The 25,419-nt window shown below is 61.3% G+C and carries 21 protein-coding genes and 1 pseudogene; 19 read left to right on the top strand and 3 right to left on the bottom strand.

From position 1 onward, the window contains the following. The first annotated feature begins 144 nt into the window (after positions 1-144). Together HU762_RS16450 and HU762_RS16445 are read left to right on the top strand one after the other, a co-directional pair. Positions 145-399, top strand: a complete 255-nt coding sequence (locus tag HU762_RS16450; RefSeq protein ID WP_003186715.1) for a hypothetical protein — start codon at positions 145-147, stop codon at positions 397-399. A gap of 43 nt (positions 400-442) precedes the next feature. After that, the gene (locus HU762_RS16445) at positions 443-1,012 is read left to right on the top strand and encodes a lipocalin family protein (protein ID WP_186638795.1); all 570 of its coding nucleotides are present in this window, start codon (positions 443-445) and stop codon (positions 1,010-1,012) included. Positions 1,013-1,067: 55 nt separating this feature from the next. Here HU762_RS16445 and HU762_RS16440 read toward each other — a convergent pair whose 3' ends face one another. Next, entirely contained in the window at positions 1,068-2,432 is a 1,365-nt protein-coding gene (locus HU762_RS16440) for a formimidoylglutamate deiminase (protein ID WP_186638793.1), read from the bottom strand. 144 nt (positions 2,433-2,576) lie between these two features. Here HU762_RS16440 and hutC point away from each other — a divergent pair, with 144 nt between their 5' ends. From hutC to mdoH, 17 genes are all read left to right on the top strand, one after another. Then, positions 2,577-3,287 (top strand): histidine utilization repressor, encoded by a 711-nt coding sequence (gene hutC, locus HU762_RS16435; RefSeq protein ID WP_186639049.1) that lies wholly within the window; start codon positions 2,577-2,579, stop codon positions 3,285-3,287. Beyond that, the gene (locus HU762_RS16430; protein WP_186638791.1) at positions 3,284-3,853 is read left to right on the top strand and encodes a HutD family protein; all 570 of its coding nucleotides are present in this window, start codon (positions 3,284-3,286) and stop codon (positions 3,851-3,853) included. The genes hutC and HU762_RS16430 overlap by 4 nt, the downstream gene beginning before the upstream one ends. Before the next feature lie 448 nt (positions 3,854-4,301). Beyond that, complete coding sequence (gene hutU / locus HU762_RS16425) at positions 4,302-5,990, top strand: urocanate hydratase (protein WP_186638789.1); 1,689 nt, start codon at positions 4,302-4,304, stop codon at positions 5,988-5,990. A 51-nt stretch (positions 5,991-6,041) separates the two neighbouring features. Beyond that, entirely contained in the window at positions 6,042-7,505 is a 1,464-nt protein-coding gene (locus HU762_RS16420; protein WP_186638787.1) for a cytosine permease, read from the top strand. A gap of 70 nt (positions 7,506-7,575) precedes the next feature. Continuing rightward, complete coding sequence (locus HU762_RS16415) at positions 7,576-8,544, top strand: ABC transporter substrate-binding protein (protein WP_186638785.1); 969 nt, start codon at positions 7,576-7,578, stop codon at positions 8,542-8,544. 71 nt (positions 8,545-8,615) lie between these two features. Further along, positions 8,616-9,467, top strand: coding sequence for a proline/glycine betaine ABC transporter permease (locus HU762_RS16410; protein ID WP_186638783.1), 852 nt, complete (start codon positions 8,616-8,618; stop codon positions 9,465-9,467). Then, the gene (locus HU762_RS16405; RefSeq protein ID WP_072345081.1) at positions 9,464-10,294 is read left to right on the top strand and encodes a glycine betaine/L-proline ABC transporter ATP-binding protein; all 831 of its coding nucleotides are present in this window, start codon (positions 9,464-9,466) and stop codon (positions 10,292-10,294) included. The genes HU762_RS16410 and HU762_RS16405 overlap by 4 nt, the downstream gene beginning before the upstream one ends. Before the next feature lie 76 nt (positions 10,295-10,370). Further along, positions 10,371-11,894, top strand: a complete 1,524-nt coding sequence (gene hutH, locus HU762_RS16400; RefSeq protein WP_186638781.1) for a histidine ammonia-lyase — start codon at positions 10,371-10,373, stop codon at positions 11,892-11,894. Positions 11,895-12,027: 133 nt separating this feature from the next. Further along, entirely contained in the window at positions 12,028-13,566 is a 1,539-nt protein-coding gene (gene hutH / locus HU762_RS16395) for a histidine ammonia-lyase (protein WP_186638779.1), read from the top strand. A gap of 73 nt (positions 13,567-13,639) precedes the next feature. Then, the gene (hutI, locus tag HU762_RS16390; RefSeq protein ID WP_186638777.1) at positions 13,640-14,842 is read left to right on the top strand and encodes an imidazolonepropionase; all 1,203 of its coding nucleotides are present in this window, start codon (positions 13,640-13,642) and stop codon (positions 14,840-14,842) included. Between the two features lie 11 nt (positions 14,843-14,853). Beyond that, positions 14,854-15,657, top strand: coding sequence for an N-formylglutamate deformylase (hutG, locus tag HU762_RS16385; RefSeq protein ID WP_186638775.1), 804 nt, complete (start codon positions 14,854-14,856; stop codon positions 15,655-15,657). A gap of 264 nt (positions 15,658-15,921) precedes the next feature. Further along, positions 15,922-16,869 carry a choline ABC transporter substrate-binding protein gene (locus HU762_RS16380; RefSeq protein WP_186638773.1) on the top strand — a complete coding sequence of 316 codons (948 nt, stop codon included), beginning with the start codon at positions 15,922-15,924 and terminating at the stop codon, positions 16,867-16,869. 167 nt (positions 16,870-17,036) lie between these two features. Next, on the top strand, positions 17,037-17,948 hold the full coding sequence (locus HU762_RS16375) for an alpha/beta hydrolase (protein ID WP_186638771.1): 912 nt from the start codon (positions 17,037-17,039) through the stop codon (positions 17,946-17,948). 105 nt (positions 17,949-18,053) lie between these two features. After that, entirely contained in the window at positions 18,054-19,025 is a 972-nt protein-coding gene (gene pip / locus HU762_RS16370; RefSeq protein WP_003196909.1) for a prolyl aminopeptidase, read from the top strand. Beyond that, complete coding sequence (gene dtd, locus HU762_RS16365; protein WP_186638768.1) at positions 19,022-19,459, top strand: D-aminoacyl-tRNA deacylase; 438 nt, start codon at positions 19,022-19,024, stop codon at positions 19,457-19,459. Before pip ends, dtd begins: the two co-directional genes overlap by 4 nt. Before the next feature lie 350 nt (positions 19,460-19,809). Continuing rightward, positions 19,810-21,552 carry a glucan biosynthesis protein G gene (locus HU762_RS16360; protein ID WP_189664450.1) on the top strand — a complete coding sequence of 581 codons (1,743 nt, stop codon included), beginning with the start codon at positions 19,810-19,812 and terminating at the stop codon, positions 21,550-21,552. Continuing rightward, entirely contained in the window at positions 21,545-24,115 is a 2,571-nt protein-coding gene (mdoH, locus tag HU762_RS16355) for a glucans biosynthesis glucosyltransferase MdoH (protein WP_186638764.1), read from the top strand. Before HU762_RS16360 ends, mdoH begins: the two co-directional genes overlap by 8 nt. Before the next feature lie 91 nt (positions 24,116-24,206). On the opposite strand, the gene HU762_RS16350 is transcribed toward mdoH, so the two are convergent. Both HU762_RS16350 and HU762_RS16345 read right to left on the bottom strand, forming a co-directional pair. Then, a complete protein-coding gene (locus HU762_RS16350) occupies positions 24,207-24,548 on the bottom strand; it encodes a DUF6124 family protein (protein WP_186638762.1) in 342 nt (113 codons plus the stop codon). A 644-nt stretch (positions 24,549-25,192) separates the two neighbouring features. Continuing rightward, positions 25,193-25,419 (bottom strand): annotated as a pseudogene (locus HU762_RS16345) (IS110 family transposase); the annotation flags it as partial.

Raw genomic sequence — 25,419 nt, 5'->3', positions numbered from 1 at the left:
CGTCACAAACTGGACGATAAGCCGATGAAACACCACTGTTCGGCCAATAAATACTGGGTTCGTCGGGGAACCAGATAGGGGTTTTCTCTTCTAAGGTTCAGGTTGGCACCCTGCCCACCTCCCTTCCGTTCCAGGAGTTACACCATGTCGCTGCGATCTATCGCCCTGCTGTTTATGTGCGTCGTGTTGACCGCATGCAGCAAGGTCAACCAGGAAAACTATTCGAAGTTGTCGGCCGGCATGCCCAAGGCCGAGGTCGAAACGTTGCTTGGGAAACCGACTGATTGTTCGGGCGCGCTCGGCATGTCCAGCTGCACTTGGGGCGACCAGAAAAGCTTTATCAGCGTGCAGTACGCGGGTGACAAAGTGTTGATGTTTTCCGGCCAAGGCCTGAAGTAATCCGAAGTAAACCGGGGCCAAGTGCCCACGGGAGAAAAAAATAATGATGCGGTTAGTTTTTGTGCTTTTGGCTGGCCTGGTATTGGCCGGCTGTGCCACTTCTGGCGTAGACCCGTTGGCGCCCAAGACCGTCAACAGTGTCAATCTCAAGCGTTACCAAGGGACTTGGTACGAGTTGGCCCGCCTGCCGATGTATTTCCAGCGCAACTGCGCACAATCCGAAGCTCACTACACCCTCAAGCCTGACGGCAACGTGGATGTATTCAACCGCTGCCTGACGTCGGACTGGCAGTGGGAGGAAGCCAGGGGCACGGCATCCCCGCAAGTGCCAGGCAAGACCGACAAGCTTTGGGTCGAGTTCGACAACTGGTTCTCGCGGATCGTGCCGGGCGTGGCGAAGGGGGAGTACTGGGTGTTGTACGTCAGCGACGATTACAAGACGGCAATTGTCGGCGATCCGAGCCGTCGCTACATGTGGCTGCTGTCCCGCTCTCCAACTGTCAATGTGGACGTGCGTGAAGAATTGCTGAGCAAGGCGCGCCAGCAGGGCTATGACACGACACGGTTGATCTGGCGTGCGTCGGATCGGCAGATGGCCAAGACGTCGGACTGACCGAGGCCCGAGACCGAATGTGGGAGCCAGTCAGGTCCCACATTGTTAAGGGTTGTCAGCCCAGAAGTTCGCGCAGTACTTGGGTAAACGCCCGGGCGCTCTCTGCTTCCCCGGCGTGGTGTCCATCGCGGACTACCCATTTTCCCCCGACCATCACGTCCCGCACCTGGCGATCCCCGCCGGCAAACAGCCAGCGATTGAGGATGCCGTCGCCGTTGGCCGTGGCCAGGTAAGGGTCGTTGCCCTCGAGCACGAGCCAGTCGGCGCGCTTGCCAACCTCCAAGGCGCCGATGGGTTGCCCCAGCGCCTGGGCTCCTCCTTCCAGGGCGGCATCAAACAGCGTGCGTCCGACCATCGGCTGATCCGAGCGATACAGGCGGTTGCGTCGCTGATCCCGCAGCCGCTGGCCGTACTCCAGCCAACGCAACTCTTCCACCACACTCAACGAGACATGGCTGTCGGAGCCGATACCCAGGCGTCCGCCCTGGGCGAGGAAATCCACGGCCGGGAAAACTCCGTCTCCCAGGTTGGCTTCGGTGGTCAGGCACAAGCCAGCAATCGCCCGGCTCCTGGCCATGAGGCTGACTTCCTGGGGGTTGGCATGAGTGGCGTGGACCAGGCACCAGCGCTGGTCGACCTCGGTGTTTTCGTACAGCCATTGCAGCGGGCGGGCGCCGCTCCAACTCAGGCAATCGTCGACTTCCTTTTGCTGCTCGGCAATGTGGATGTGCACTGGACAATGGGGATCGCTGGCGGCCAGCACCTCTTGGATCTGCCCGGGCGTCACGGCGCGCAAGGAATGGAAGCACAAACCCAGGGCCTGATTCGCTTGCCCGGCCAGGACCGGCTGCAAACGCGACTGCAACTTCAAGTAGTTTTCGGTGCTGTTGATGAATCGGCGCTGCCCTTCATTGGGCGCCTGACCGCCGAAGCCGGAGTGGCTGTAGAGCACCGGCAGCAGCGTCAAGCCGATGCCGGCGGCAATCGCGGCCTGGCTGATGCGCAAGGCAAGTTCGGCCGGGTCGGCGTAGGGCGTGCCGTCGGTGTCGTGATGAACGTAATGGAATTCGGCGACCGAGGTGTAGCCGGCCTTGAGCATCTCGATGTACAGCTGCCTGGCGATGATGCCGAGCTGATCGGGACTGATTTTACCGACGAGTCGGTACATGAGGTCGCGCCAGGTCCAGAAACTGTCGTTGGGGTTGCCGGCCACTTCCGCCAGCCCGGCCATCGCCCGCTGGAAAGCATGGGAGTGCAGGTTCGGCATGCCTGGCAACAAAGGACCCGCCAGCCGTTCGGCGCCGTCTGCGTGGGAACCGGCCTGGATATGGATCAAGACGCCGTCGGCGTTGACCTCAAGACGTACATCATTGGCCCATCCATCAGGCAACAGCGCGCGCTCAGCGAAGAAGGCGGACATGGGTTGAACCTCGGTGCGTGTAATTTGTATATACATATACAGACGTTTGCCTGGCCGGTAAACTCCGGCAAGCTAGCAACCTTATTCGCAGAACAGGGAACCGCCGTGCCGACTCCGCCTGCCAAACCGCCGCTGGCCGCACACATGGGTGACAGTCCGGCGCCCTTGTACGCCCGCGTCAAACAGATGATCACCCAGCAGATCGACAGTGGAAACTGGCCGCCGCATTACCGCGTGCCGTCGGAAAGCGAGCTGGTCAGCCAACTGGGTTTCAGCCGCATGACCATCAACCGCGCCCTGCGGGAAATGACCGCCGATGGCCTGTTGGTTCGCATGCAAGGTGTCGGCACATTCGTCGCCGAACCCAAGAGCCAGTCCGCGCTGTTCGAAGTTCACAACATTGCCGACGAGATCGCCTCCCGGGGCCATCGCCACACCTGCAAGGTCATCACCCTGGAAGAAGAGTCGGCCGGTTCCGAACGGGCGCTGGCCCTGGACATGCGCGAAGGCCAGAAGGTGTTCCATTCGCTGATCGTGCATTTCGAAAACGACATCCCCGTGCAGATCGAGGACCGTTTCGTCAACGCACTGGTGGCGCCGGAATACCTCCAGCAGGATTTCACCGTGCAAACCCCCTACGCCTACCTGAACCAGGTTGCACCGCTGACCGAAGGCGAGCATGTGGTCGAGGCGATCCTGGCCGAACCGAGCGAATGCAAGCTGTTGCAGATCGAAAGGGGCGAGCCGTGCCTGTTGATCCGTCGTCGCACCTGGTCCGGGCGCCAACCGGTGACCGCCGCGCGGCTGATCCATCCGGGCTCCCGTCACAGCTTGGAAGGGCGCTTTCATAAATGAGCCAAGTGAAGGTTTTACGTGCCGCGCAGTACCCGCGCATGCCTTGGAAGAATGGCGGTGGCAGCACTGAAGAGATCACCCGCGATGCCGGCGCGGGCCTGGAAGGTTTCGGCTGGCGGCTGTCGATTGCCGACATAGGTGAGTCTGGCGGCTTTTCCACGTTCGCCGGTTATGAGCGAATCATCAGTGTCCTGCAGGGCGACGGCATGACGCTGAACGTCGATGGCCATTCCACGCGGCCTTTGCATCCGCTGGATCCTTTCGCGTTCAGCGGCGAGAGCCATGTGCACTGCACATTGCTGGGCGGACCGATTCGCGACTTCAACCTGATCTACGCGCCACAGCGTTACCGCGCGCGGTTGCAGTGGATGGGTGGGCAGCAGCGGTTTTTCAGCGAGGCGGGGACGGTGTTGGTGTTCAGTGCGGCTCCGACGCTGAGGGTCAAGATGGATGAGGCTGTCGAGGCGTTGGAGCTTTATGACTGCCTGCAACTGAGCGGTAACACCGGGCTGCTGGACATCACCACCTGCGGGCAATGCTGCGTGATTGAGCTGACCGCTCACTAAGACGCCTGCCAAAGCGCTGTTGTGGCGAGGGAGCTTGCTCCCGCTGGGGCGCGCAGCGGCCCTGTTTTTTGGGTCTGCTTCGCAGCCCAGCGGGAGCAAGCTCCCTCGCCACAAAAGCTCACCTCATTGTTCCCTCCATGCGCACCAACTTGTTACCGAACGCCCCAGCGTGGCGCAATACCACGCTTCTGTGCCGCTCCGATTGCCCCCTCGAACACCCTCTTCAAAAATTTCATGCAGCTCAGTAGGCCTTAAATCACAAGGCTTTCAGCCAATTCCCCAACCGTTCCCGAACATTGCCTCCAGCAAGTTGGCCGTTCGATTGCATATGCTTGTACATACAAGTAAAGACGTATGCGTATGAGTCGCCGATATTCAACGCAACGTTCGTAGAAATCGCTGCCCACTGCCCGGGCTGGTCTGGATTGATCGCTGAGGAGTTTTTGCTGTGACCGACGCTACCCGCAAACCTGAAAAATACCGTGACGTTGAAATCCGCGCGCCTCGCGGCAATACGCTGACCGCCAAGAGCTGGCTGACTGAAGCGCCGCTGCGCATGTTGATGAACAACCTCGACCCTGAAGTGGCCGAGAACCCCAAGGAGCTGGTGGTCTACGGTGGCATCGGTCGCGCTGCGCGCAACTGGGAGTGCTACGACAAGATCGTCGAAAGCCTGACCAACCTGAACGATGACGAAACCCTGCTGGTGCAATCCGGCAAGCCGGTGGGCGTGTTCAAGACCCACAGCAACGCCCCACGCGTACTGATCGCCAACTCCAACCTGGTGCCGCACTGGGCCAGTTGGGAGCACTTCAACGAACTCGACGCCAAGGGCCTGGCCATGTACGGCCAGATGACGGCCGGCAGCTGGATCTACATCGGCAGCCAGGGCATCGTGCAAGGCACTTATGAAACCTTCGTCGAGGCCGGTCGCCAGCACTACGACTCCAACCTCAAGGGCCGTTGGGTCCTGACCGCCGGCCTCGGCGGCATGGGTGGCGCGCAACCCCTGGCCGCGACCCTGGCCGGTGCTTGCTCGCTGAACATCGAATGCCAGCAGGTGAGCATCGACTTCCGCTTGAACAGCCGTTATGTCGACGAGCAGGCTACTGACCTCGAGGACGCCCTGGCGCGCATCGACAAATACACCAAAGAAGGCAAGGCGATTTCCATTGCGCTGCTGGGCAACGCGGCTGAAATCCTACCGGAACTGGTCAAGCGTGGTGTGCGTCCGGACATGGTCACCGACCAGACCAGCGCCCACGATCCCCTCAATGGTTACCTGCCGGCCGGCTGGACCTGGGACGAATACCGCGCCCGCGCCAAGACCGAGCCCGCCGCCGTGGTGAAAGCCGCCAAGCAATCGATGGCCGTCCACGTCAAAGCCATGCTGGCCTTCCAGAAAATGGGCGTGCCGACCTTTGACTACGGCAACAACATCCGCCAGATGGCCCAGGAAGAGGGCGTCGAAAATGCCTTCGACTTCCCCGGCTTTGTTCCGGCCTATATCCGTCCACTGTTCTGCCGTGGCATCGGCCCATTCCGTTGGGCGGCGCTGTCCGGTGATCCGCAGGACATCTACAAGACCGACGCCAAGGTCAAGGAACTGATCCCCGACGACGCCCACCTGCACAACTGGCTCGACATGGCCCGCGAGCGCATCAGCTTCCAGGGTTTGCCGGCACGTATCTGCTGGGTCGGCCTGGGCCAGCGCGCCAAGTTGGGCCTGGCGTTCAACGAAATGGTGCGCAGCGGCGAATTGTCAGCGCCGATCGTCATTGGTCGCGACCACCTGGACTCCGGCTCCGTCGCCAGCCCTAACCGTGAAACCGAATCCATGCAGGACGGTTCCGACGCCGTATCCGACTGGCCGTTGCTCAACGCCTTGCTCAATACCGCCAGCGGCGCTACCTGGGTGTCCTTGCACCACGGTGGCGGCGTCGGCATGGGCTTCTCTCAGCATTCGGGCATGGTCATCGTTTGCGACGGCACCGACGAAGCGGCCGAGCGAATTGCCCGGGTGCTGCACAACGATCCGGGCACAGGTGTCATGCGTCACGCCGATGCCGGTTACCAGATCGCCATTGATTGCGCGAAGGAGCAGGGGCTGAACCTGCCAATGATCACGGGCAAGTAACCCCGCGCCGAAAGCACTGCCCTAACCAGAACAATCCACAGAGGTTGAACCATGGCTGTCACCAACACGCGCACAAGCAGCAAGTTGATCGAGAAACGTTCGATCGACTACATCCCGGAAGCGGAGAGGCACGGCCGGCTGTTAAGCCAATTCACCCTCTGGATGGGTGCCAACCTGCAAATTACAGCCATCGTCACCGGTGCATTGGCGGTGGTGCTGGGCGGCGATGTGTTCTGGTCGTTGATCGGTTTGCTGATCGGCCAAGTGCTCGGCGGTGGCGTCATGGCCTTGCATGCGGCCCAAGGGCCCAAGCTGGGCCTGCCGCAGATGATCTCCAGCCGGGTGCAGTTCGGTGTATATGGCGCGGCTATCCCGATCGTGCTGGTGTGCCTGATGTACCTGGGTTTCACCGCCACCGGAACCGTGCTTTCCGGCCAGGCGCTGGGCCAGTTGTTTGGCGTCAGCGACAGTGTCGGCATCCTCATTTTCGCCAGTGTCATCGTGCTGGTGACGGTGCTCGGTTATCGGGTGATCCATTTCATTGGCCGTGTCGCCAGCGTTATTGGTGTGATCGCCTTCGTTTATTTGTTCGCTCGCCTGATCAACCAGACCGACGTGGGCGCACTCCTGCAGATCCGCCACTTCAGCTGGAGCAGCTTCCTGCTGGCGGTGTCGCTCGCGGCTTCCTGGCAGATCGCCTTCGGCCCATACGTGGCGGACTATTCGCGTTACTTGCCGAGCAAGACCTCCTCGGTGAAAACCTTTTTCGCCGCCGGCGCCGGTTCAGTCATCGGCGCACAAGTGGCGATGATCCTCGGCGTGTTTGCCGCCGCCTCGGCCAACGGGCAGTTCGCCGGTCACGAAGTGGCCTATATCGTTGGCCTGGGAGGAACCGGTGCGACGGCTGCGCTGCTGTACTTCAGCATCGCGTTCGGCAAGGTCACCATCTCCACGCTGAACTCCTACGGCAGCTTCATGTGCATCGCGACCATCATCAGCGGGTTCCGCGGGCACGTGAACGTCACGCGCGTGCAGCGCCTGGTCTTCGTGCTGGTCATCGTCGGCGCTGCAACCCTGATCGCGCTGCTCGGCCAGCACTCGTTCCTCGGTGCCTTCAAGTCTTTCATTCTGTTCTTGCTGGCGTTCTTTACGCCTTGGAGCGCGATCAATCTGGTGGACTACTACTGCATCACGCGTGAGCGCTATGACGTGCCGGCACTGAACGACCCGAACGGTCGCTATGGTCGCTGGAACGTCCTCGGCATCAGCGTCTATGTCTTCGGGGTACTGGTTCAACTGCCATTCATTGCCACCAAGTTCTATACCGGTCCGCTGGTGAAGGCCATGGGCGGCGTGGACATCTCCTGGATCATCGGCCTGGTGGTCCCGGCGGCGCTGTACTACGTCCTCGCCAAGAAGTGGCACAGCGCAGTACCCGATCAATTGATCCTGCCGCTCGAGCAGGACGCGGTTGACGCACAACCGAGCAGGGCGGGCCGCATCCAAGCGGTCTGATGGGACGTTGACAGGGCTGGATGCCTCTTGACTGCCGTAAGCCAATCCAACTGATTAGGAGCGTCACATAATGAAGTCGAACAAGACCCTGCTGACCACATTGCTGACCATGGGCCTGCTGGCCAGCGCCGGCGCCACGCAAGCGGCTGGTTGGTGCGAGTCGGGTAAACCGGTGAAGTTTGCCGGCCTGAACTGGGAAAGCGGCATGCTGCTGACCGACGTGATGCAAGTGGTGCTGGAAAAAGGCTACGGCTGCAAGACCGACAGCCTGCCCGGCAACTCCATCACCATGGAAAACGCCCTGAGCAGCAACGACATCCAGGTGTTTGCCGAAGAGTGGGTCGGCCGCAGTGAAGTCTGGAACAAGGCCGAGAAGGCCGGCAAGGTGGTCGGCGTCGGTGCCCCGGTGGTGGGCGCCATCGAAGGCTGGTACGTGCCGCGCTACGTGATCGAAGGCGATGCCAAGCGCAAGCTTGAAGCCAAGGCGCCGGGCCTGAAGAACATCGCTGACCTGGGCCAATACGCCGCCGTGTTCAAGGATCAGGAAGAGCCATCCAAGGGCCGTTTCTACAACTGCCCGGCCGGCTGGACCTGTGAGCTGGACAACAGCGAAATGCTGAAAACCTACGGCCTGGAAAAAACCTACACCAACTTCCGTCCAGGCACCGGCCCGGCGCTGGATGCCGCGGTGCTGTCGAGCTACAAGCGTGGCGAGCCGATCCTGTTCTACTACTGGTCGCCGACGCCGCTGATGGGCCAGGTGGACTTGGTCAAGCTGGAAGAAAAGCCGGGTGTGGATAAAAGCGTGAGCATCAAGGTCGGCCTGTCCAAGACCTTTCACGACCAGGCCCCGGAACTGGTGGCGGTGCTGGAAAAGGTCAACCTGCCAATCGATATCCTGAACCAGAACCTCGGGCGCATGGCCAAAGAGCGGATCGAGTCGCCGAAACTGGCGAAGATCTTCCTGAAGGAACATCCTGAAGTCTGGCACGCCTGGGTGAGCGAAGACGCTGCCAAGAAAATCGACGCGGCTCTGTAGGTCGAATATTTCCCGGCCAACCGTAGGGCTGGCCGGGACGTTCACCGCATCCACCTGATCGAGAGTCTCTTATGTTTCCCGAAAGCTTTACCTTCTCTATCGCCGACTGGGTCAACGGTTGGGTCGATTCCCTGGTGACCAACTATGGCGATGTGTTCCGGCACATCTCCGAGACCCTGCTATGGGCCATCGTCAACCTCGAAGGGTTGCTGCGCATGGCGCCGTGGTGGTTGATGCTGGCGATTGTCGGTGGCATTGCCTGGCACGCCACCCGCAAGATCGTCGCCACGACAGTGATCGTCGGCCTACTGTTCCTGGTGGGTGCGGTGGGCCTGTGGGACAAGCTGATGCAGACCCTCGCGCTGATGCTGGTGGCGACCCTGATCTCGGTGTTGATCGGCATTCCCCTGGGCATCCTCTCGGCGCGCAGCAATCGCCTGCGTTCGGTGCTGATGCCGTTGCTGGACATCATGCAGACCATGCCGAGCTTCGTGTACCTGATTCCGGTGTTGATGCTGTTCGGCCTGGGCAAGGTCCCGGCGATTTTCGCCACGGTGATCTATGCCGCGCCGCCGTTGATTCGCCTGACCGACCTGGGCATCCGCCAAGTGGACGGCGAGGTGATGGAAGCCATCAACGCCTTCGGCGCCAACCGCTGGCAGCAGCTATTCGGCGTGCAATTGCCCCTGGCCCTGCCGAGCATCATGGCCGGGATCAACCAGACCACCATGATGGCCCTGTCGATGGTGGTCATCGCCTCGATGATCGGCGCCCGTGGCCTGGGTGAAGACGTGCTGGTGGGTATCCAGACCCTCAACGTCGGGCGTGGCCTGGAAGCGGGGCTGGCCATTGTGATTCTCGCCGTGGTCATCGACCGCATTACCCAGGCCTATGGTCGTCCTCGGCATGAGGTGAGCAAATGAGCAACGCAGCCGTCAGCAAGATCGAAGTCAAGAACGTCTTCAAGATTTTCGGCAATCGTTCCAAGGAAGCCCTGGAGCTGATTCGCCAGAACAAGACCAAGGACCAGGTGCTGGCCGAAACCGGTTGCGTAGTCGGCGTGAACGACCTGTCGCTGAGCATCGGCACCGGTGAGATCTTCGTGATCATGGGCCTGTCCGGGTCCGGCAAGTCCACGTTGGTGCGCCACTTCAACCGGCTGATCGACCCTACCAGTGGCGCGATCCTGGTGGACGGCGAAGACATCCTGCAACTGGACATGGACGCCCTGCGCGAATTTCGCCGGCACAAGATCAGCATGGTGTTCCAGAGCTTCGGCCTGCTGCCCCACAAGAGCGTGCTGGACAACGTCGCCTACGGCTTGAAAGTACGCGGCGAGAGCAAACAGGTGTGCGCCGAACGGGCGCTGCACTGGATCAACACGGTGGGCCTGAAAGGCTACGAGAACAAATACCCGCACCAGCTCTCCGGCGGCATGCGCCAGCGCGTCGGCCTCGCCCGTGCGTTGGCGGCGGACACCGACATCATCCTGATGGACGAAGCCTTCAGCGCCCTTGACCCACTGATTCGCGCAGAAATGCAGGATCAGTTGCTGGAGCTGCAAAAGACCCTGCACAAAACCATCGTCTTCATCACCCACGACCTCGACGAGGCCGTGCGCATCGGCAACCGCATCGCGATTCTCAAGGACGGCAAGCTGATCCAGGTCGGCACGCCGCGGGAGATCCTGCACTCGCCGGCGGATGAGTATGTCGATCGGTTTGTACAGCGCAGGGCGGCGGTGGTGTGAGACTGATGTGGCAGCTGAACAGCTATTTTTGGCTGACAGGCTGTTGTGGCGCGGGAGAATTTGAATGAGGTTTGAGATGTCCCAGGCTGAAAAAATCATCATCACCGGCGCCCTGTTGCGCTGGCAGGACGTCGTCGCCGTCGCGCGCTTCGGCGCTGTGCTTGAGCTGTCGACCCAGACCTGGGCGCGGATCGACAATGCCCAGGCCATCGTCCAGCGCATCGTCGAAAGCGGCGAGCGCGCCTATGGCGTCAACACCGGCCTGGGCGCCTTGTGCAATGTCTCGCTCAAGGACGAACAACTTAGCCAGTTATCACGCAACACCTTGCTCAGCCATGCCTGTGGCGTCGGCCCGGCGCTCTCCGACGAGCAGACTCGGGCGATTCTCTGCGCGGCCATCCTCAATTACAGCCAAGGCAAGTCCGGCATCCATCGGCGGGTGGTCGAAGCGCTGCTGGCGCTGCTCAATCGCGGTATCACGCCGCTAGTGCCGTCCCAGGGTTCGGTGGGTTACCTGACCCACATGGCCCACATCGGCATCGCGCTGCTGGGCGTCGGCCAGGTCAGCTATCGCGGGCAAGTAGTCCCGGCGCAACAGGCCCTGGCCGCAGAGGGTTTGCAACCGGTGCAACTGGGGGCCAAGGACGGTTTGTGCCTGGTCAACGGCACGCCGTGCATGACCGGCCTCAGTTGCCTGGCCCTGGCCGATGCGACGCGGCTGTTGCAATGGGCCGACGTGATCGGTGCCATGAGTTTCGAGGCCCAGCGCGGCCAGATCGCCGCGTTCGACGCCGAAGTCATCGCCCTCAAGCCGCACCCGGGCATGCAGCAGGTTGGGGTCAATTTGCGGGCGCTGCTCGACGGCAGCGAAGTCATCGCGTCGAGCTTGGGCATCCGCACCCAGGACGCCTTGAGCATCCGCTCGATCCCCCAGGTGCACGGCGCGGCTCGCGACCAGTTGGCCCATGCCCGGCAACAGATCGAAACCGAACTCAACGCCGCTACCGATAACCCGCTGCTGCTGGGCACGCCGGAAAATTTCCGGGTCATGTCCCAGGCCAATCCTCATGGCCAGTCGGTGGCGTTGGCGGCGGATCTGCTGGCGATTGCCATGGCGGAAATCGGCTCGATCGCCGAGCGCCGCCTCGATCGCCTGATCAATCCCCATGTCAGCGGCTTGCCAGCCTTCCTGGTCGCCAACCCCGGCGTGAATTCGGGGATGATGATCGTGCAATACGTCGCTGCGTCGCTGTGCGCGGAAAATCGCCAGTTGGCGCAGCCGGCGGTGCTGGACAATTTCGTCACCTCCGGCTTGCAGGAAGACCATTTGAGCATGGGCACCAACGCGGCCCTGAAGCTGCACCGGGCGCTGGAAAACTGCACACAGATCCTCGCCATCGAATACTTGTTGGCGGCCCAGTCCTTTGAATTTCTCAAGGAGCAGCGCTTTGGCGCCGGCACCGACATCGCCTGGAAACTGCTGCGCGAGCGCGTCCCGGCCTACGACCAGGACCGCTGGCTGGCGCCGGACATCGCTGCCGCCGCCGGGCTGCTCAAAGACCCGAACGTGCTGCACAGTGTTTTACCGAATTTGAATTGATCGAAAAATAGCGCCAGCGTGCCAAGACACCTATAGCCCACAAGGCATCGCCCAAAAAGCGAAGGTGACGGATAACGGAACATTCCGGAGCGACTGGCGGGTGAAAAAACAAAACTCTCAAAAGGAGCACTACATGACTGCCTTGAACCTTATTCCCGGCCAATTGAGCCTGGCTCAATTGCGTGACATCTATCAGCACCCGGTCACCCTGAGCCTGGATGCCAGCGCGTCGGCGCAAATTGAAGCCAGTGTTGCGTGCGTGGAACAAATCCTCGCCGAGAATCGCACCGCCTACGGCATCAACACCGGTTTCGGCCTGCTGGCCTCGACCCGCATCGCCAGCGAGGACCTGGAAAACCTGCAGCGCTCCCTGGTGCTGTCCCATGCCGCCGGTGTCGGCAAACCAATCAGCGATGCGCTGGTGCGGTTGGTCATGGTGCTTAAGGTCAACAGCCTGAGCCGGGGTTTTTCCGGCATCCGCCGGCAGGTAATCGATGCGCTGATTGCGCTGATCAACGCTGAGGTCTACCCGCACATTCCGCTCAAGGGGTCGGTCGGTGCATCCGGTGACCTGGCGCCGCTGGCCCACATGTCCCTGGTGCTGCTGGGCGAGGGCAAGGCCCGCTACAAGGGCGAATGGCTGCCCGCTGTCGACGCGCTGAAAGTCGCCGGTCTCGCGCCGTTGACCCTGGCAGCCAAGGAAGGCCTGGCGCTGCTCAACGGCACCCAGGTTTCTACCGCGTTTGCGCTGCGTGGCCTGTTCGAAGGTGAAGATCTGTTCGCCGGTGCCCTGGTCCTGGGCAGCCTCACCGTTGAAGCGGTGCTCGGCTCGCGCTCGCCATTCGACGCACGCATCCATGCCGCCCGTGGCCAGAAAGGCCAGATCGATGCCGCCGCTGCCTATCGCGATCTGCTGGGCGAGCGCAGCGAAGTTTCCGATTCGCACCAGAACTGCGACAAGGTCCAGGACCCGTACTCCCTGCGTTGCCAGCCGCAAGTGATGGGCGCCTGCCTGACCCAGTTCCGCCAGGCCGCCGAGGTGCTGGTGATCGAGGCCAATGCCGTGTCGGACAACCCGCTGGTGTTCGCCGCCGAGGGCGACGTGATTTCCGGCGGCAACTTTCACGCCGAACCGGTGGCGATGGCCGCCGATAACATGGCCCTGGCGATTGCCGAGATCGGCTCCCTGAGCGAGCGGCGCATTTCGCTGATGATGGACAAGCACATGTCGCAACTCCCGCCGTTTTTGGTGGCCAATGGCGGGGTGAACTCCGGCTTCATGATTGCCCAGGTGACCGCGGCGGCCCTGGCCAGTGAAAACAAGGCGCTGTCCCATCCTCATTCGGTGGACAGCCTGCCGACCTCGGCCAACCAGGAAGACCATGTTTCCATGGCCCCTGCCGCCGGCAAGCGCCTGTGGGAAATGGCCGAGAACACCCGGGGGATTCTCGCGGTGGAATGGCTGGCGGCCTGCCAGGGGCTGGATTTGCGCGGCGGCTTGAAGACCTCTGCCAAGCTGGAGCAGGCCCGGGCCCTGTTGCGTGCCGAGGTGCCGTTTTACGAGAAGGACCGCTTCTTTGCGCCAGACATCAATGCGGCCACTGAGTTGCTGGCGAGTCGGTGCCTGAATGCATTGGTCACGGCGCCGTTGTTGCCGAGTTTCCAAGGCTGATCCGATCATTCCCACGCTCTGCGTGGGAATGCCTCATGGGACGCTCTGCGTCCCGCTCTGACGGAGGACGTCAATGAAAACCCTCTGGCAAAACTGCCACGCCGCCACCATGGCCCAGGGCGTCTACTCGAGCATCGAAGACGCCGCCATCGTCACCCAGGGCGAGCACATTCACTGGATCGGCTCGCGCGCCGAATTGCCGACGGGTGACTACCCGACGGTCAACGACCTCAACGGCGCCTGGGTCACGCCGGGGCTGATCGATTGCCACACCCACACGGTGTTCGGCGGCAACCGCAGCGGCGAATTCGAACAGCGCTTGCAAGGCGTCAGCTACGCCGAGATCGCCGCTGCTGGTGGCGGTATCGCCAGCACGGTGCGCGCCACTCGGGCGGCCAGTGAAGACGAACTGTTCGCCAGCGCCGCCAAACGCCTGAAAAGCCTGATGCTCGACGGCGTGACTACGGTGGAAATCAAGTCCGGCTACGGCCTGGACCTCGCCAGTGAACGCAAAATGCTGCGGGTCATCCGTCGCCTCGGCACCGAGTTGCCCGTCAGCGTGCGCAGCACCTGCCTGGCGGCCCACGCCTTGCCGCCGGAATACAAGGATCGCGCCGACGACTATATCGAGCACATTTGCAGCGAGATGCTCCCGGCCCTGGCGGCCGAGGGGCTGGTGGATGCGGTGGATGCCTTTTGCGAATACCTGGCGTTCTCCCCGGAACAAGTCGAACGAGTATTTTTGACCGCGCAACGGCTGGGCCTGCCGGTGAAGCTGCACGCCGAACAATTGTCGTCGCTGAATGGCTCCAGCCTGGCGGCGCGTTACCAGGCGCTGTCGGCCGATCATCTGGAATTCATGACCGAGGACGATGCCAAGGCCATGGCCGCGTCCGGCACGGTGGCGGTGTTGTTGCCGGGGGCGTTTTATTTCCTGCGCGAAACCCAGCTGCCGCCCATGGACGCCTTGCGCAAACATGGCGTGAAAATCGCTGTGGCCAGCGACCTCAACCCCGGCACCTCGCCGGCGCTGTCGTTGCGCCTGATGCTGAACATGGCTTGCACGTGTCTGCGCCTCACGCCAGAAGAAGCCTTGGCGGGGGCGACGATTCACGCGGCCCAGGCCCTGGGCATGGCTGACACCCACGGTTCGCTGGAAGCCGGCAAGGTGGCGGATTTCGTCGCCTGGCACATCGACCGCCCGGCCGACCTGGCGTACTGGCTCGGTGGCGATCTGGAAAAACGCGTCGTGCGTCACGGCGTCGAAATCGATTGAGGAGAGTGGTTGTGGAAAAGGTCCTGAATTTCAAGCAAGGGCGCGTGCCGCTGTTGGTCAGCATGCCCCACGCGGGCCTGCGCCTGACGCCGGCGGTGGAGGCTGGGTTGATCCCCGAGGCCCAGAGCCTGCCGGACACCGACTGGCACATTCCCAAGCTCTACGAATTCGCCGCCGATCTGGGCGCCAGCACCCTGGCCGCGGAGTACTCGCGGTTCGTCGTCGACCTGAATCGCCCCGCCGATGACAAGCCGATGTACGTCGGCGCCACCACCGGTTTGTACCCGGCGACATTGTTCGATGGCGTGCCGTTGTTCCGCGAAGGCCTGGAGCCCTCGGCCGAGGAGCGAGCGACGTATCTGCAACAGGTCTGGATGCCATACCACCAGGCGTTGCAGCAGGAACTGGCGCGGCTCAAGGCTGAGTTCGGCTATGCCTTGCTGTTCGATGCCCATTCGATTCGCTCGGTGATCCCGCACCTGTTCGACGGCAAGCTGCCGGACTTCAACCTAGGCACGTTCAACGGCGCCAGCTGCGACCCGACCCTGGCCAGCCAGCTCGAAGCCATCTGCGCCCGCCACGACCGGTTCACCCACGTACTCAACGGGCGTTTCAAGGGCGGCCACATCACCCGGCACTACGGCAACCCGGCCCAGGACATCCACGCGGTGCAACTGGAACTGTGCCAGAGCACCTACATGGAAGAGTTCGAACCGTTCAACTACCGCCCGGATCTGGCGGCACCGACCCAGGTGGTGCTCAAGGAACTGTTGGAAGGCTTCCTGGCGTGGGGACAACGGGCCTACAAACGCTAATTCGAGGTGAGGCGGCTGTTGTGGCGAGGGAGCTTGCTCCCGCTGGGTGGCGAAGCCGCCCTCGCTTTTATGCGGTCGCTACGCAACCGAGCGGGAGCAAGCTCCCTCGCCACAAAAGCATTTCAAGCCCCTCAACCTGTCGCCACCGTGCAAAACCGAGTCGCCTCAGTTCATCTCCAGCCCCTCGACGCTGCGTAATGTTCCAGCCACGGTGCGCCTAGACGCCGACCTACAACAATCATGCTGCCGCACGAGACCCTCCCGATGAAAAGACCGTTCAAACGCTGTCTGTCGATCCTCTGCGGTACCGTACTGTTGAGCTGCGGTGCGATGGCCGCCGAGCCGGCGTCCTGCCAATCCGTGCGGATGGGCGTGGTCAACTGGACCGATGTGATTGCCACCAGCGGCATGGCCGATGTGTTGCTCACCGGGCTGGGCTACGACAGCAAGCAGACCAGCGCCGTGCAGCAGATCATCTTCGCCGGCATCCGCGACAAGCGGCTCGACATTTTCCTGGGGTATTGGAAGCCAGCGATGGACAAGAACATCGCCCCGTTCCTGGCGGCCAACCAAGTGAAGGTATTGGACAAGCCGAGCCTGGCCGATGCCCAGGCCACACTGGCGGTACCGGACTATGTAGCGGCGGCGGGGCTCAAGACTTTCGCCGATATCGCGCGGTTCAAGGATCAGCTCGGCGGGAAAATCTACGGCATCGAGCCGGGCAGCGGCGCAAACACCACCATCAAGACCATGATCGAGACCAACCACTTCGGCCTCAAGGATTTCAAACTGATCGAATCCGGAGAGGCGGGGATGCTGGCGGCGGTGCAGCGGGCAGTGAATCGCAAGGAATTCGTGGTCTTCGTCGGCTGGACCCCGCACCCGATGAACATCAACATGAACATCACCTACCTGACCGGCAGCGAGGACGTCTATGGCCCCAATGAAGGTGCCGCGACTGTCTCCATCGTGACCGCGCCAGACTACGCCCAGCGCTGTCCAAACGTGCAACGCCTGTTGGAAAATCTCACCTTCACCGCAGCCCAGGAAAGCCAGTTGATGGTTCCGATCATGGAGCGCAAGACGCCTCAGGATGTCGCCCGGCAATGGCTGCGCGAGCATCCCGAGGATTTGCAGCGCTGGCTCGCTGGCGTGACCAGTTTCGATGGCAAGGATGGCATGGCGGCGGTGCAGGCCAGTCTCAAGAACTGACACGGTATCAAGGACAGCGATAATCCCGTGGCGAGGGAGCTTGCTCCCGCTGGGTGGCGAAGCCGACCTCGCTTTTTTTTGCGGCCGCTACGCAACCGAGCGGGAGCAAGCTCCCTCGCCACAAAAGCGGCTGAGCCACATACTCTTTCGACGCATGGCAATCCAAGATGGCCTACCCACTCTCCCAGGCAATGTCCGCCTTCATCGACAAAACCCTGAGCTTCACCAGCCCGGACGATAGCCTCGCCGGTTCGCGCCAGGCCTACAGCCAGATGTGCCGGGCGTTTACCCCGCCGCGTCCGCCAACGCTTGCGGTCGAGGATTTGCAGTTGGCCGGCGTGGCCATCCGGGCCTATCACCCGCGCATTGCGCCGCCGCTCGCGGGCTGGCCGTGCATGCTCTATCTGCATGGTGGTGGCTGGGTAGTGGGGGACCTGGATTCCCACGACTTCATCTGCATGGAATTAGCAGCTGAGCTTGGCGCGTTGGTATTGGCGGTCGATTACCGGCTGGCCCCGGAGCATCCGTTCCCGGCCGGTTTCGAAGACTGTTTCGCGGTGTGGTGTCATCTGGCGGATGCACCATTTGCCATCGATCCACGTCGCAGGGTGGTGGTCGGTGACAGCGCCGGCGGCAATCTCGCCGCTGCGTTGTGCCTGGCCTTGCGCGATGCAGGCCGGCCTCTGCCCAAGTCTCAGGTACTGGTTTACCCGGCGCTCGGCGGTCCTGCTCATTTGCCGTCGCGCAATGAATGTTTCGATGCGCCGCTCTTGAGCAGCGACGATCTGCAACGCTATGACGCGTTATACCTGCAGAGTGCGCAACCCTCGGCCTATGCCGCGCCGTTGCTCGCCGATGACCTGGGCGGCCTGCCACCGGCGCTGATCGCCGTCGCGCAATGGGATCCGCTGCGCGACGACGGCGTCCTCTATAGCGAGCGGCTGAACGCCGCAGGAGTCACCTCTGAACTCTATGTCGGGGAAGGCCTCGTCCATGGTTGTCTGCGCGGCCGGAACCAGGTGCCAGAGGTCGATCAGCTGTATCGCACGCTGCTGGCGTATCTGGCTGACACGCTTTGACTGCGCAGGGAGCATGCTCATTCTGGTAATTCGGGTTTATGATGCCGGACGGCAGACTAAATAGAAGTCCCCACAGGGATGACTCGACCCCTTACGGAGCGCGCAATGCAGACTTTGTACCCGCAGATCAAACCCCATGCCCGGCACGATCTGGCTGTCGATGACACCCACACGCTCTATGTCGATGAAAGCGGTTCGCCGGAAGGCCTGCCGGTGGTGTTCATCCACGGCGGCCCTGGGGCGGGTTGCGATGCACAGAGCCGCCGCTACTTCGATCCGAACCTGTACCGCATTGTCACTTTCGACCAGCGCGGCTGTGGTCGTTCGACCCCTCACGCCAGCCTGGAAAACAACACCACCTGGGATCTGGTAGAAGACCTCGAGCGCATCCGCAAGCACCTTGGCATCGAAAAGTGGGTGCTGTTCGGCGGCTCCTGGGGCTCGACGTTGGCGCTGGCCTACGCCCAGACCCATCCGGAGCGGGTGCACGGCTTGATTCTGCGGGGGATCTTCCTCTGCCGGCCGCAGGAAATCGAGTGGTTCTACCAGGCCGGCGCCAGTCGCCTGTTCCCTGACTATTGGCAGGACTACATCGCACCGATTCCGCTGGACGAACGCGACGACCTGCTCAGCGCCTTCCACAAGCGCCTGACCGGTAACGACCAGATCGCCCAAATGCACGCGGCCAAGGCCTGGTCTACTTGGGAGGGCCGCACCGCGACCCTGCGCCCGAACCCGCTGGTGGTCGATCGCTTCTCCGAGCCGCAGCGGGCGCTGTCGATTGCCCGGATTGAATGCCACTATTTCACCAACAACGCTTTCCTTGAACCCAACCAGTTGATTCGCGACATGGGCAAGATCGCCCATTTGCCGGGCGTCATCGTCCATGGCCGCTACGACGTTATCTGCCCGTTGGACAATGCCTGGGAGTTACATCAGAACTGGCCCAACAGCGAACTGCAGGTGATCCGCGACGCCGGTCACGCCGCTTCGGAGCCAGGGATTACCGATGCGCTGGTGCGCGCCGCCGCGCAAATGGCCCGGCGCCTGCTCGACTTGCCACCCGAAGAAGCATGAAGGGGCTGCTGCAGCGGGTTCGCGGTGCCCGGGTCGAAGTCGCTGGCGAGATCGTCGGGGCCGTGGACCACGGCTTGCTGGTACTGGTCGCCGTCGAGCCGGGAGATACCCGCGCCAGCGCCGACAAACTCCTGCACAAGCTGCTTAACTACCGGGTGTTCAGCGACGCCGAGGGCAAGATGAACCTGTCCCTGGCGGATGTCGGGGGTGGATTGCTGCTGGTGTCGCAATTCACCTTGGCGGCGGACACCAAAAGCGGCCTTCGTCCGAGTTTTTCGACCGCCGCGCCGCCTGCGCTCGGTGAAGAACTCTTCGACTATCTACTGAGCCAGGCGAAACAGGTGCATGGCACCGTGGCATCAGGTAGATTCGGCGCCGACATGCAAGTGCATCTGGTCAATGATGGCCCGGTAACCTTCCTGTTACAGGTCTGAAAGCGTTTGAAACATCTTTTCGGTCCGGTTTCGAGTCAAAACACGGAGTTTTCTCGATAAATACTTTGCTAGCCCTGATGCGTTGTCACGCGGCCTACTAGATAATCGCGCGCTACGGGGGACCAGCGTTCGCTGGTCCATTTGACTTAGGTAGAGACTTGTCCTGAACCGTTTGGGGAATCATTTTGTCCCATCGGAGTCGGAACAATGCTCGCCAACTTGGCAAGAGTGGTCCGCAGGAACGGTTTTTCAGCGCCGTTACCGTGCAGATACTTTATCTGGCCGTTGGTTTTTTGATCTGTTTTCGGCGAGGGTTGCTCGTGATTGTTAGTCCCTGTAATGCACCAAAAATGACTGCCAAACGGTTTAGAAACGCTCTGGTAGCGGGCTCCGCCCTGTTGTGCCTGTTTGGCGCGGGCCAACTGTGGGCATTCAGCCTGGATGATGTATCGGCGAAGGCACAAGAACTGGCCGGGCAGAAATTCGAAGCCCCGCGCAGCAATCTGCCGAACGAATTCCGCGAAATGAAATTCGCCGATTATCAGAAAATCCGTTTCCGCACCGAAAAAGCTGAATGGGCCGACCAGAAGACTCCGTTCCGGTTGTCCTTCTATCACCAGGGCATGCATTTCGATACGCCGGTGAAGATCAACGAAATCACTGCGACCACTGTCGACGAGATCAAGTACGACCCGACACGTTTCGATTTCGGCGACGTCAAATTCGATCCCAAGGCTACCGAACAGCTGGGCTACGCCGGTTTCCGCGTGTTGTACCCGATCAACAAGGCCGACAAGCAAGACGAAATCATGACCATGCTGGGCGCGAGCTATTTCCGCGTCATCGGCAAGGGTCAGGTCTATGGCTTGTCCGCTCGTGGCATGGCCATCGACACCGCATTGCCATCCGGTGAAGAGTTCCCGCGCTTTCGCGAGTTCTGGATCCAGCGTCCAAAACCGACCGACAAGCACCTGGTGATCTTCGCCCTGCTGGATTCGCCACGGGCCACCGGCGCCTATCGCCTGACCGTTCGTCCGGGCACCGATACCGTTGTCGATGTGAAATCCCGCGTGTTCCTGCGTGATCGTGTCAACAAGCTGGGCATCGCCCCGTTGACCAGCATGTTTCTGTTCGGCGCCAACCAGCCGTCCAAGGTGCTGAACTACCGTCGTGAACTCCACGATTCCAGCGGCCTGTCCATCCATGCCGGCAACGGCGAGTGGATCTGGCGTCCGCTGAACAACCCGAAACACCTGGCCGTGAGCAACTTCTCGGTAGAAAACCCGCGTGGTTTCGGCTTGCTGCAGCGCGGCCGCGATTTCAGCCACTACGAAGATCTCGACGACCGCTACGAAAAACGCCCAAGTGCCTGGATCGAGCCGAAAGGCGATTGGGGCAAGGGCACCGTCAATCTGGTTGAGATCCCGACCGCCGACGAGACCAACGACAACATCGTTGCTTTCTGGAGCCCGGAAAAACTGCCTGAGCCAGGCCAGCCGCTGGACTTTGCCTATCGCCTGCACTGGACACTCGACGAAGCCAGCCTGCACTCGCCAGACAGTGCCTGGGTCAAGCAGACCCTGCGTTCCACCGGTGACGTGAAACAGTCCAACCTGATCCGTCAGCCGGACGGCAGCGTGGCCTACCTGGTGGATTTCGAAGGTCCGTCCCTGCAAGCCCTGCCTGAAGACGCCGATGTGCGTAGCCAGGTGAGCATTGGCGACAACGGCGAGATCGTCGAGAACAGCGTGCGCTACAACCCTGAAACCAAGGGCTGGCGCTTGACGCTGCGCTTGAAGATCAAGGATCCGAGCAAGGCGACCGAGATGCGTGCCGCGTTGGTCCGCCCTCTGGTTCCTGTCGAGCTGCCTGCCACCTCGCATTCGGTGACGACCCTGGCCAAGGCCGACAAGGTCGCCAAGCAGCAGAGCGAAAAAGAGAAAGCCAACGAGCAAGCCGGCGAGCAGAAAGAAACCAAGGCCGTCAAGGCGTCCACCGCCGCCGCCGAGCCGACCACAACCCCGCAGGAACCGGAACAGACTGAGCAAGTGCTGACCGAGACCTGGAGCTACCAGTTGCCTGCCGATGAGTAATACTTCCGTACAACCAGAATCTCTTCGCGAGTATCTGGCCCATTTGCCGATGACCGATGAGCAGCGCGCCGAGCTGGCGGGCTGCAAGTCTTTCAGCGAATTGCACGAACGCCTGGCTTCTTCGACATTCGATGCACCCAACGAGGCGGCGCAAGCCTCGGTGGGCCGTCGCCTGACGTTGAGCACTGCCGAGGAACTCGAGGAAGCCGAAATGCTGGCCCTCGATTCCAGCGGCCGGGTGTGCTTGAAGGCGACTCCGCCAATTCGTCGGACCAAGGTCGTGCCGGAGCCGTGGCGCACCAATATCCTGGTGCGCGCCTGGCGCCGCCTGACTGGCCGCACCAACCCGCCGAAACCGCCCAAGGACGAGCGCGTATTGCCGCACGCGCGTTGGCGGACCGTAGGCTCGATCCGCCGTTACATCCTGCTGATCCTGATGCTCGGCCAGACCATCGTTGCCGGCTGGTACATGAAAGGCATCATGCCGTACCAGGGCTGGTCGCTGGTGGACCTGGACGAAGTGCTGCACCAACCGCTGTTGCAGACGGCCACGCAAGTGCTGCCGTATGCGCTGCAAACCAGCATCCTGATTCTGTTCGGGATCTTGTTCTGCTGGGTATCGGCGGGTTTCTGGACCGCGTTGATGGGCTTCCTCGAACTGCTCACCGGGCACGACAAGTACCGTATCTCCGGCGCCAGCGCCGGTAACGAGCCGATTCCCAAGGACGCCCGCACTGCGCTGGTAATGCCGATCTGTAACGAGGACGTGCCACGGGTATTCGCCGGCCTGCGCGCCACCTTCGAGTCCGTCGCGGCCACGGGTGACCTGGATCGCTTCGACTTCTTTGTACTCAGCGACAGCAACGAAACCGATATCTGTGTCGCCGAACAGCAGGCCTGGATGGACGTCTGCCGTGAAACCAGTGGCTTCGGCAAGATCTTCTACCGTCGTCGCCGTCGCCGCGTGAAGCGCAAGAGCGGCAACCTCGACGACTTCTGCCGTCGGTGGGGCAGCGACTACAAGTACATGGTCGTGCTCGACGCCGACAGCGTCATGAGCGGCGAATGCCTGACCAGCCTGGTACGGCTGATGGAAGCCACGCCGGACGCGGGCATCATCCAGACCGCGCCACGCGCCTCGGGCATGGATACGCTGTATGCGCGCATGCAGCAGTTCGCCACTCGGGTGTACGGTCCCTTGTTTACGGCCGGTTTGCACTTCTGGCAGTTGGGCGAATCGCACTATTGGGGCCATAACGCGATCATCCGCATGAAGCCGTTTATCGATCACTGCGCCCTCGCGCCGTTGCCCGGTAAAGGTGCGTTCTCCGGAGCGATCCTGTCCCACGACTTCGTCGAAGCCGCGCTGATGCGCCGTGCCGGCTGGGGCGTGTGGATTGCCTATGACCTGCCGGGCAGTTACGAAGAATTGCCCCCGAACCTGCTGGACGAACTCAAGCGTGACCGTCGCTGGTGCCACGGTAACCTGATGAACTTCCGGCTGTTCCTGGTCAAGGGCATGCACCCGGTGCACCGTGCGGTGTTCCTGACCGGCGTGATGTCCTACCTGTCGGCACCGCTGTGGTTCTTCTTCCTGGTGCTGTCCACCGCGCTGCTGGCGGTGAATACACTGATGGAGCCGCAATACTTCCTGGAGCCGCGCCAGCTGTATCCGCTATGGCCGCAGTGGCATCCGGAAAAAGCCATCGCGCTGTTCTCCACCACGATCGTGTTGCTGTTCCTGCCCAAGCTCTTGAGCATCATCCTGATCTGGGCAAAAGGCGCGAAGGAATTCGGCGGCAAGTTCAAGGTGACCCTGTCGATGCTGCTGGAGATGTTCTTCTCCATGCTGCTGGCGCCGGTGCGAATGATTTTCCACACTCGCTTCGTCCTTGCTGCTTTCCTGGGCTGGGCCGCGACCTGGAATTCGCCCAAGCGTGATGATGACTCCACGCCATGGAGCGAAGCGGTCAAGCGCCACGGTCCACAAACCCTGTTGGGCTTCTTCTGGGCCTTGCTGGTGATCTGGCTGAACCCAAGCTTCCTGTGGTGGCTGGTGCCGATCGTGGGCTCCTTGATGCTGTCGATCCCAGTCTCGGTGATTTCCAGCCGTGTGGGCCTGGGCTTGAAATCCCGCGATGAAAGCCTGTTCCTGATTCCTGAGGAATACGCACCGCCGCAGGAGTTGCTGTCGACTGACCAGTACACCCATGAAAACCGTTGGCATGCCCTGAACGACGGCTTCATCCGGGCAGTGGTCGACCCGCAACAAAACGCCTTGGCGTATGCGCTGGCCACTTCGCGTCACGGCCAGGCCGAGCCGATAGAATGGCTGCGGGTCGAACGCGTTCGTCACGCCCTGAAGGTCGGCCCAGAGGGCCTCAACAACGCCGAGCGACTGGCGCTGCTGAGTGATCCGGTGGCCTTGTCCCGTCTGCATGAGCAGGTCTGGAGCGAGGCGCATCCCGAGTGGTTGGCGGCGTGGCGTGAATCGGTGAAAGCCGATCCCCATGCACCGTTGCTGCCGCTACAGCCGGTGAGCGTACAGCCTCAACTGGCTTGATGGCCTGATACGCAAAAAGCCCCGCTTCTGGAAGGAAGCGGGGCTTTTTGTTGGGCGTTATATGAGTTCTTGATCACCGCCCGTGGCAAGGTCAGGGTTGTGTATTGACGTTGTCCAGTGCTCGGTTTGCCAGCATGCCACTCAGCTCGATCAGTTGCTGAATACCAAGGGCAATATGGCGCCGCGAGCCTTTCAGGTCGAACGCAAGGTCGCTGATCATGGCGTCGGCTGATGCCAGGTTTTCGCTGAGGTTGGCCAGCAGGCTTTCGGTGTCGATGCCATCGGCGACGGTGAAAAGCTGGCCTGGCGACGGTTTCTTCTCGGATTTGGCCTGTTTGGGGTTCAGGTAGTAATCGAGCGCGCGATCAGAAGCTTCCTGGAGTTTCTTGGGGTCGGTTTCTGTTTCTGGCGGGTTGGGTGTGACCTTGTGCATGGTTGACGCTCCTTGATTGATGGAGCCGCCAGACATCGCTGCTAAACGAGAAGGGTGGCGGCAGTACGCGGGTTAGCAGACCAGGAATCAAGGGACCCGGCGCACCGAAGTGCCCCACGCACAGCCGCCATAAAGCGGACCTGCGTGCCTTGATATTGTGCCGAGCTGCTAAACCCGATCGCTGAACTGACAGCGACCCGCAAACGTTAGAGCCCAGGGCCAAGGCGCACAAGCCGGCGGATTCTGGCGTAGTTGTAGGCAATGGCGCAAGACGTCGTAGCCTTGGGATGACGGATTGTGGGAGGTAGGTGTTTTTGTATGTATATCCGTTATTTAGGTAACGGCTGCTTACGGTTTCGCTCTTACAGCGACTCACTTTTATGAAGCGTAAAAGTAAGCAAATGTATGGTCAGCCTACCTTTTGCTACTCAGTCACGATGAACGGTAAATCAGGCTTGCGCTAATGTATCCGGGCTCCATGTGAGCGCGGGTACGCGCTCGGCCCTTGATGAGTATTCGCTCCTGCCTGTCCTTAAAAGCGCTTCAGCTTCGAAAGCTTCTTTGCTTATCAGGTTCTCAGCCAGGATATTTGCCGTTTATCGCCATCACTTACTGACGTCGCAAAAGCCGGTGGTAAAACTGGATCACGCAGTGAAATGCCCGTTGTAGGTGCCACCTTTGGTCAACAGCGCCCAGACGATCCTGGCCATTTTATTAGCCAGAGCACAGGCAACTTTGTTGATTGGTTTTCGGGCCAAAAGGTTTCTAGCCCAGACGCCGAGCGCATCGTTTCGTTTATCGATTCGGTAAAGCAGGGTTTGGGCGCCCTGCATCAACAAGGTTCGCAAATACCGATCCCCACGCTTGCTAA

Source organism: Pseudomonas sp. SWRI92 (assembly GCF_014268685.1).
GTDB lineage: Bacteria > Pseudomonadota > Gammaproteobacteria > Pseudomonadales > Pseudomonadaceae > Aquipseudomonas > Aquipseudomonas marvdashtae.
Note: the sequence above shows the minus strand (reverse complement) of the source record. Positions and strands in the feature narration are given on the sequence as shown.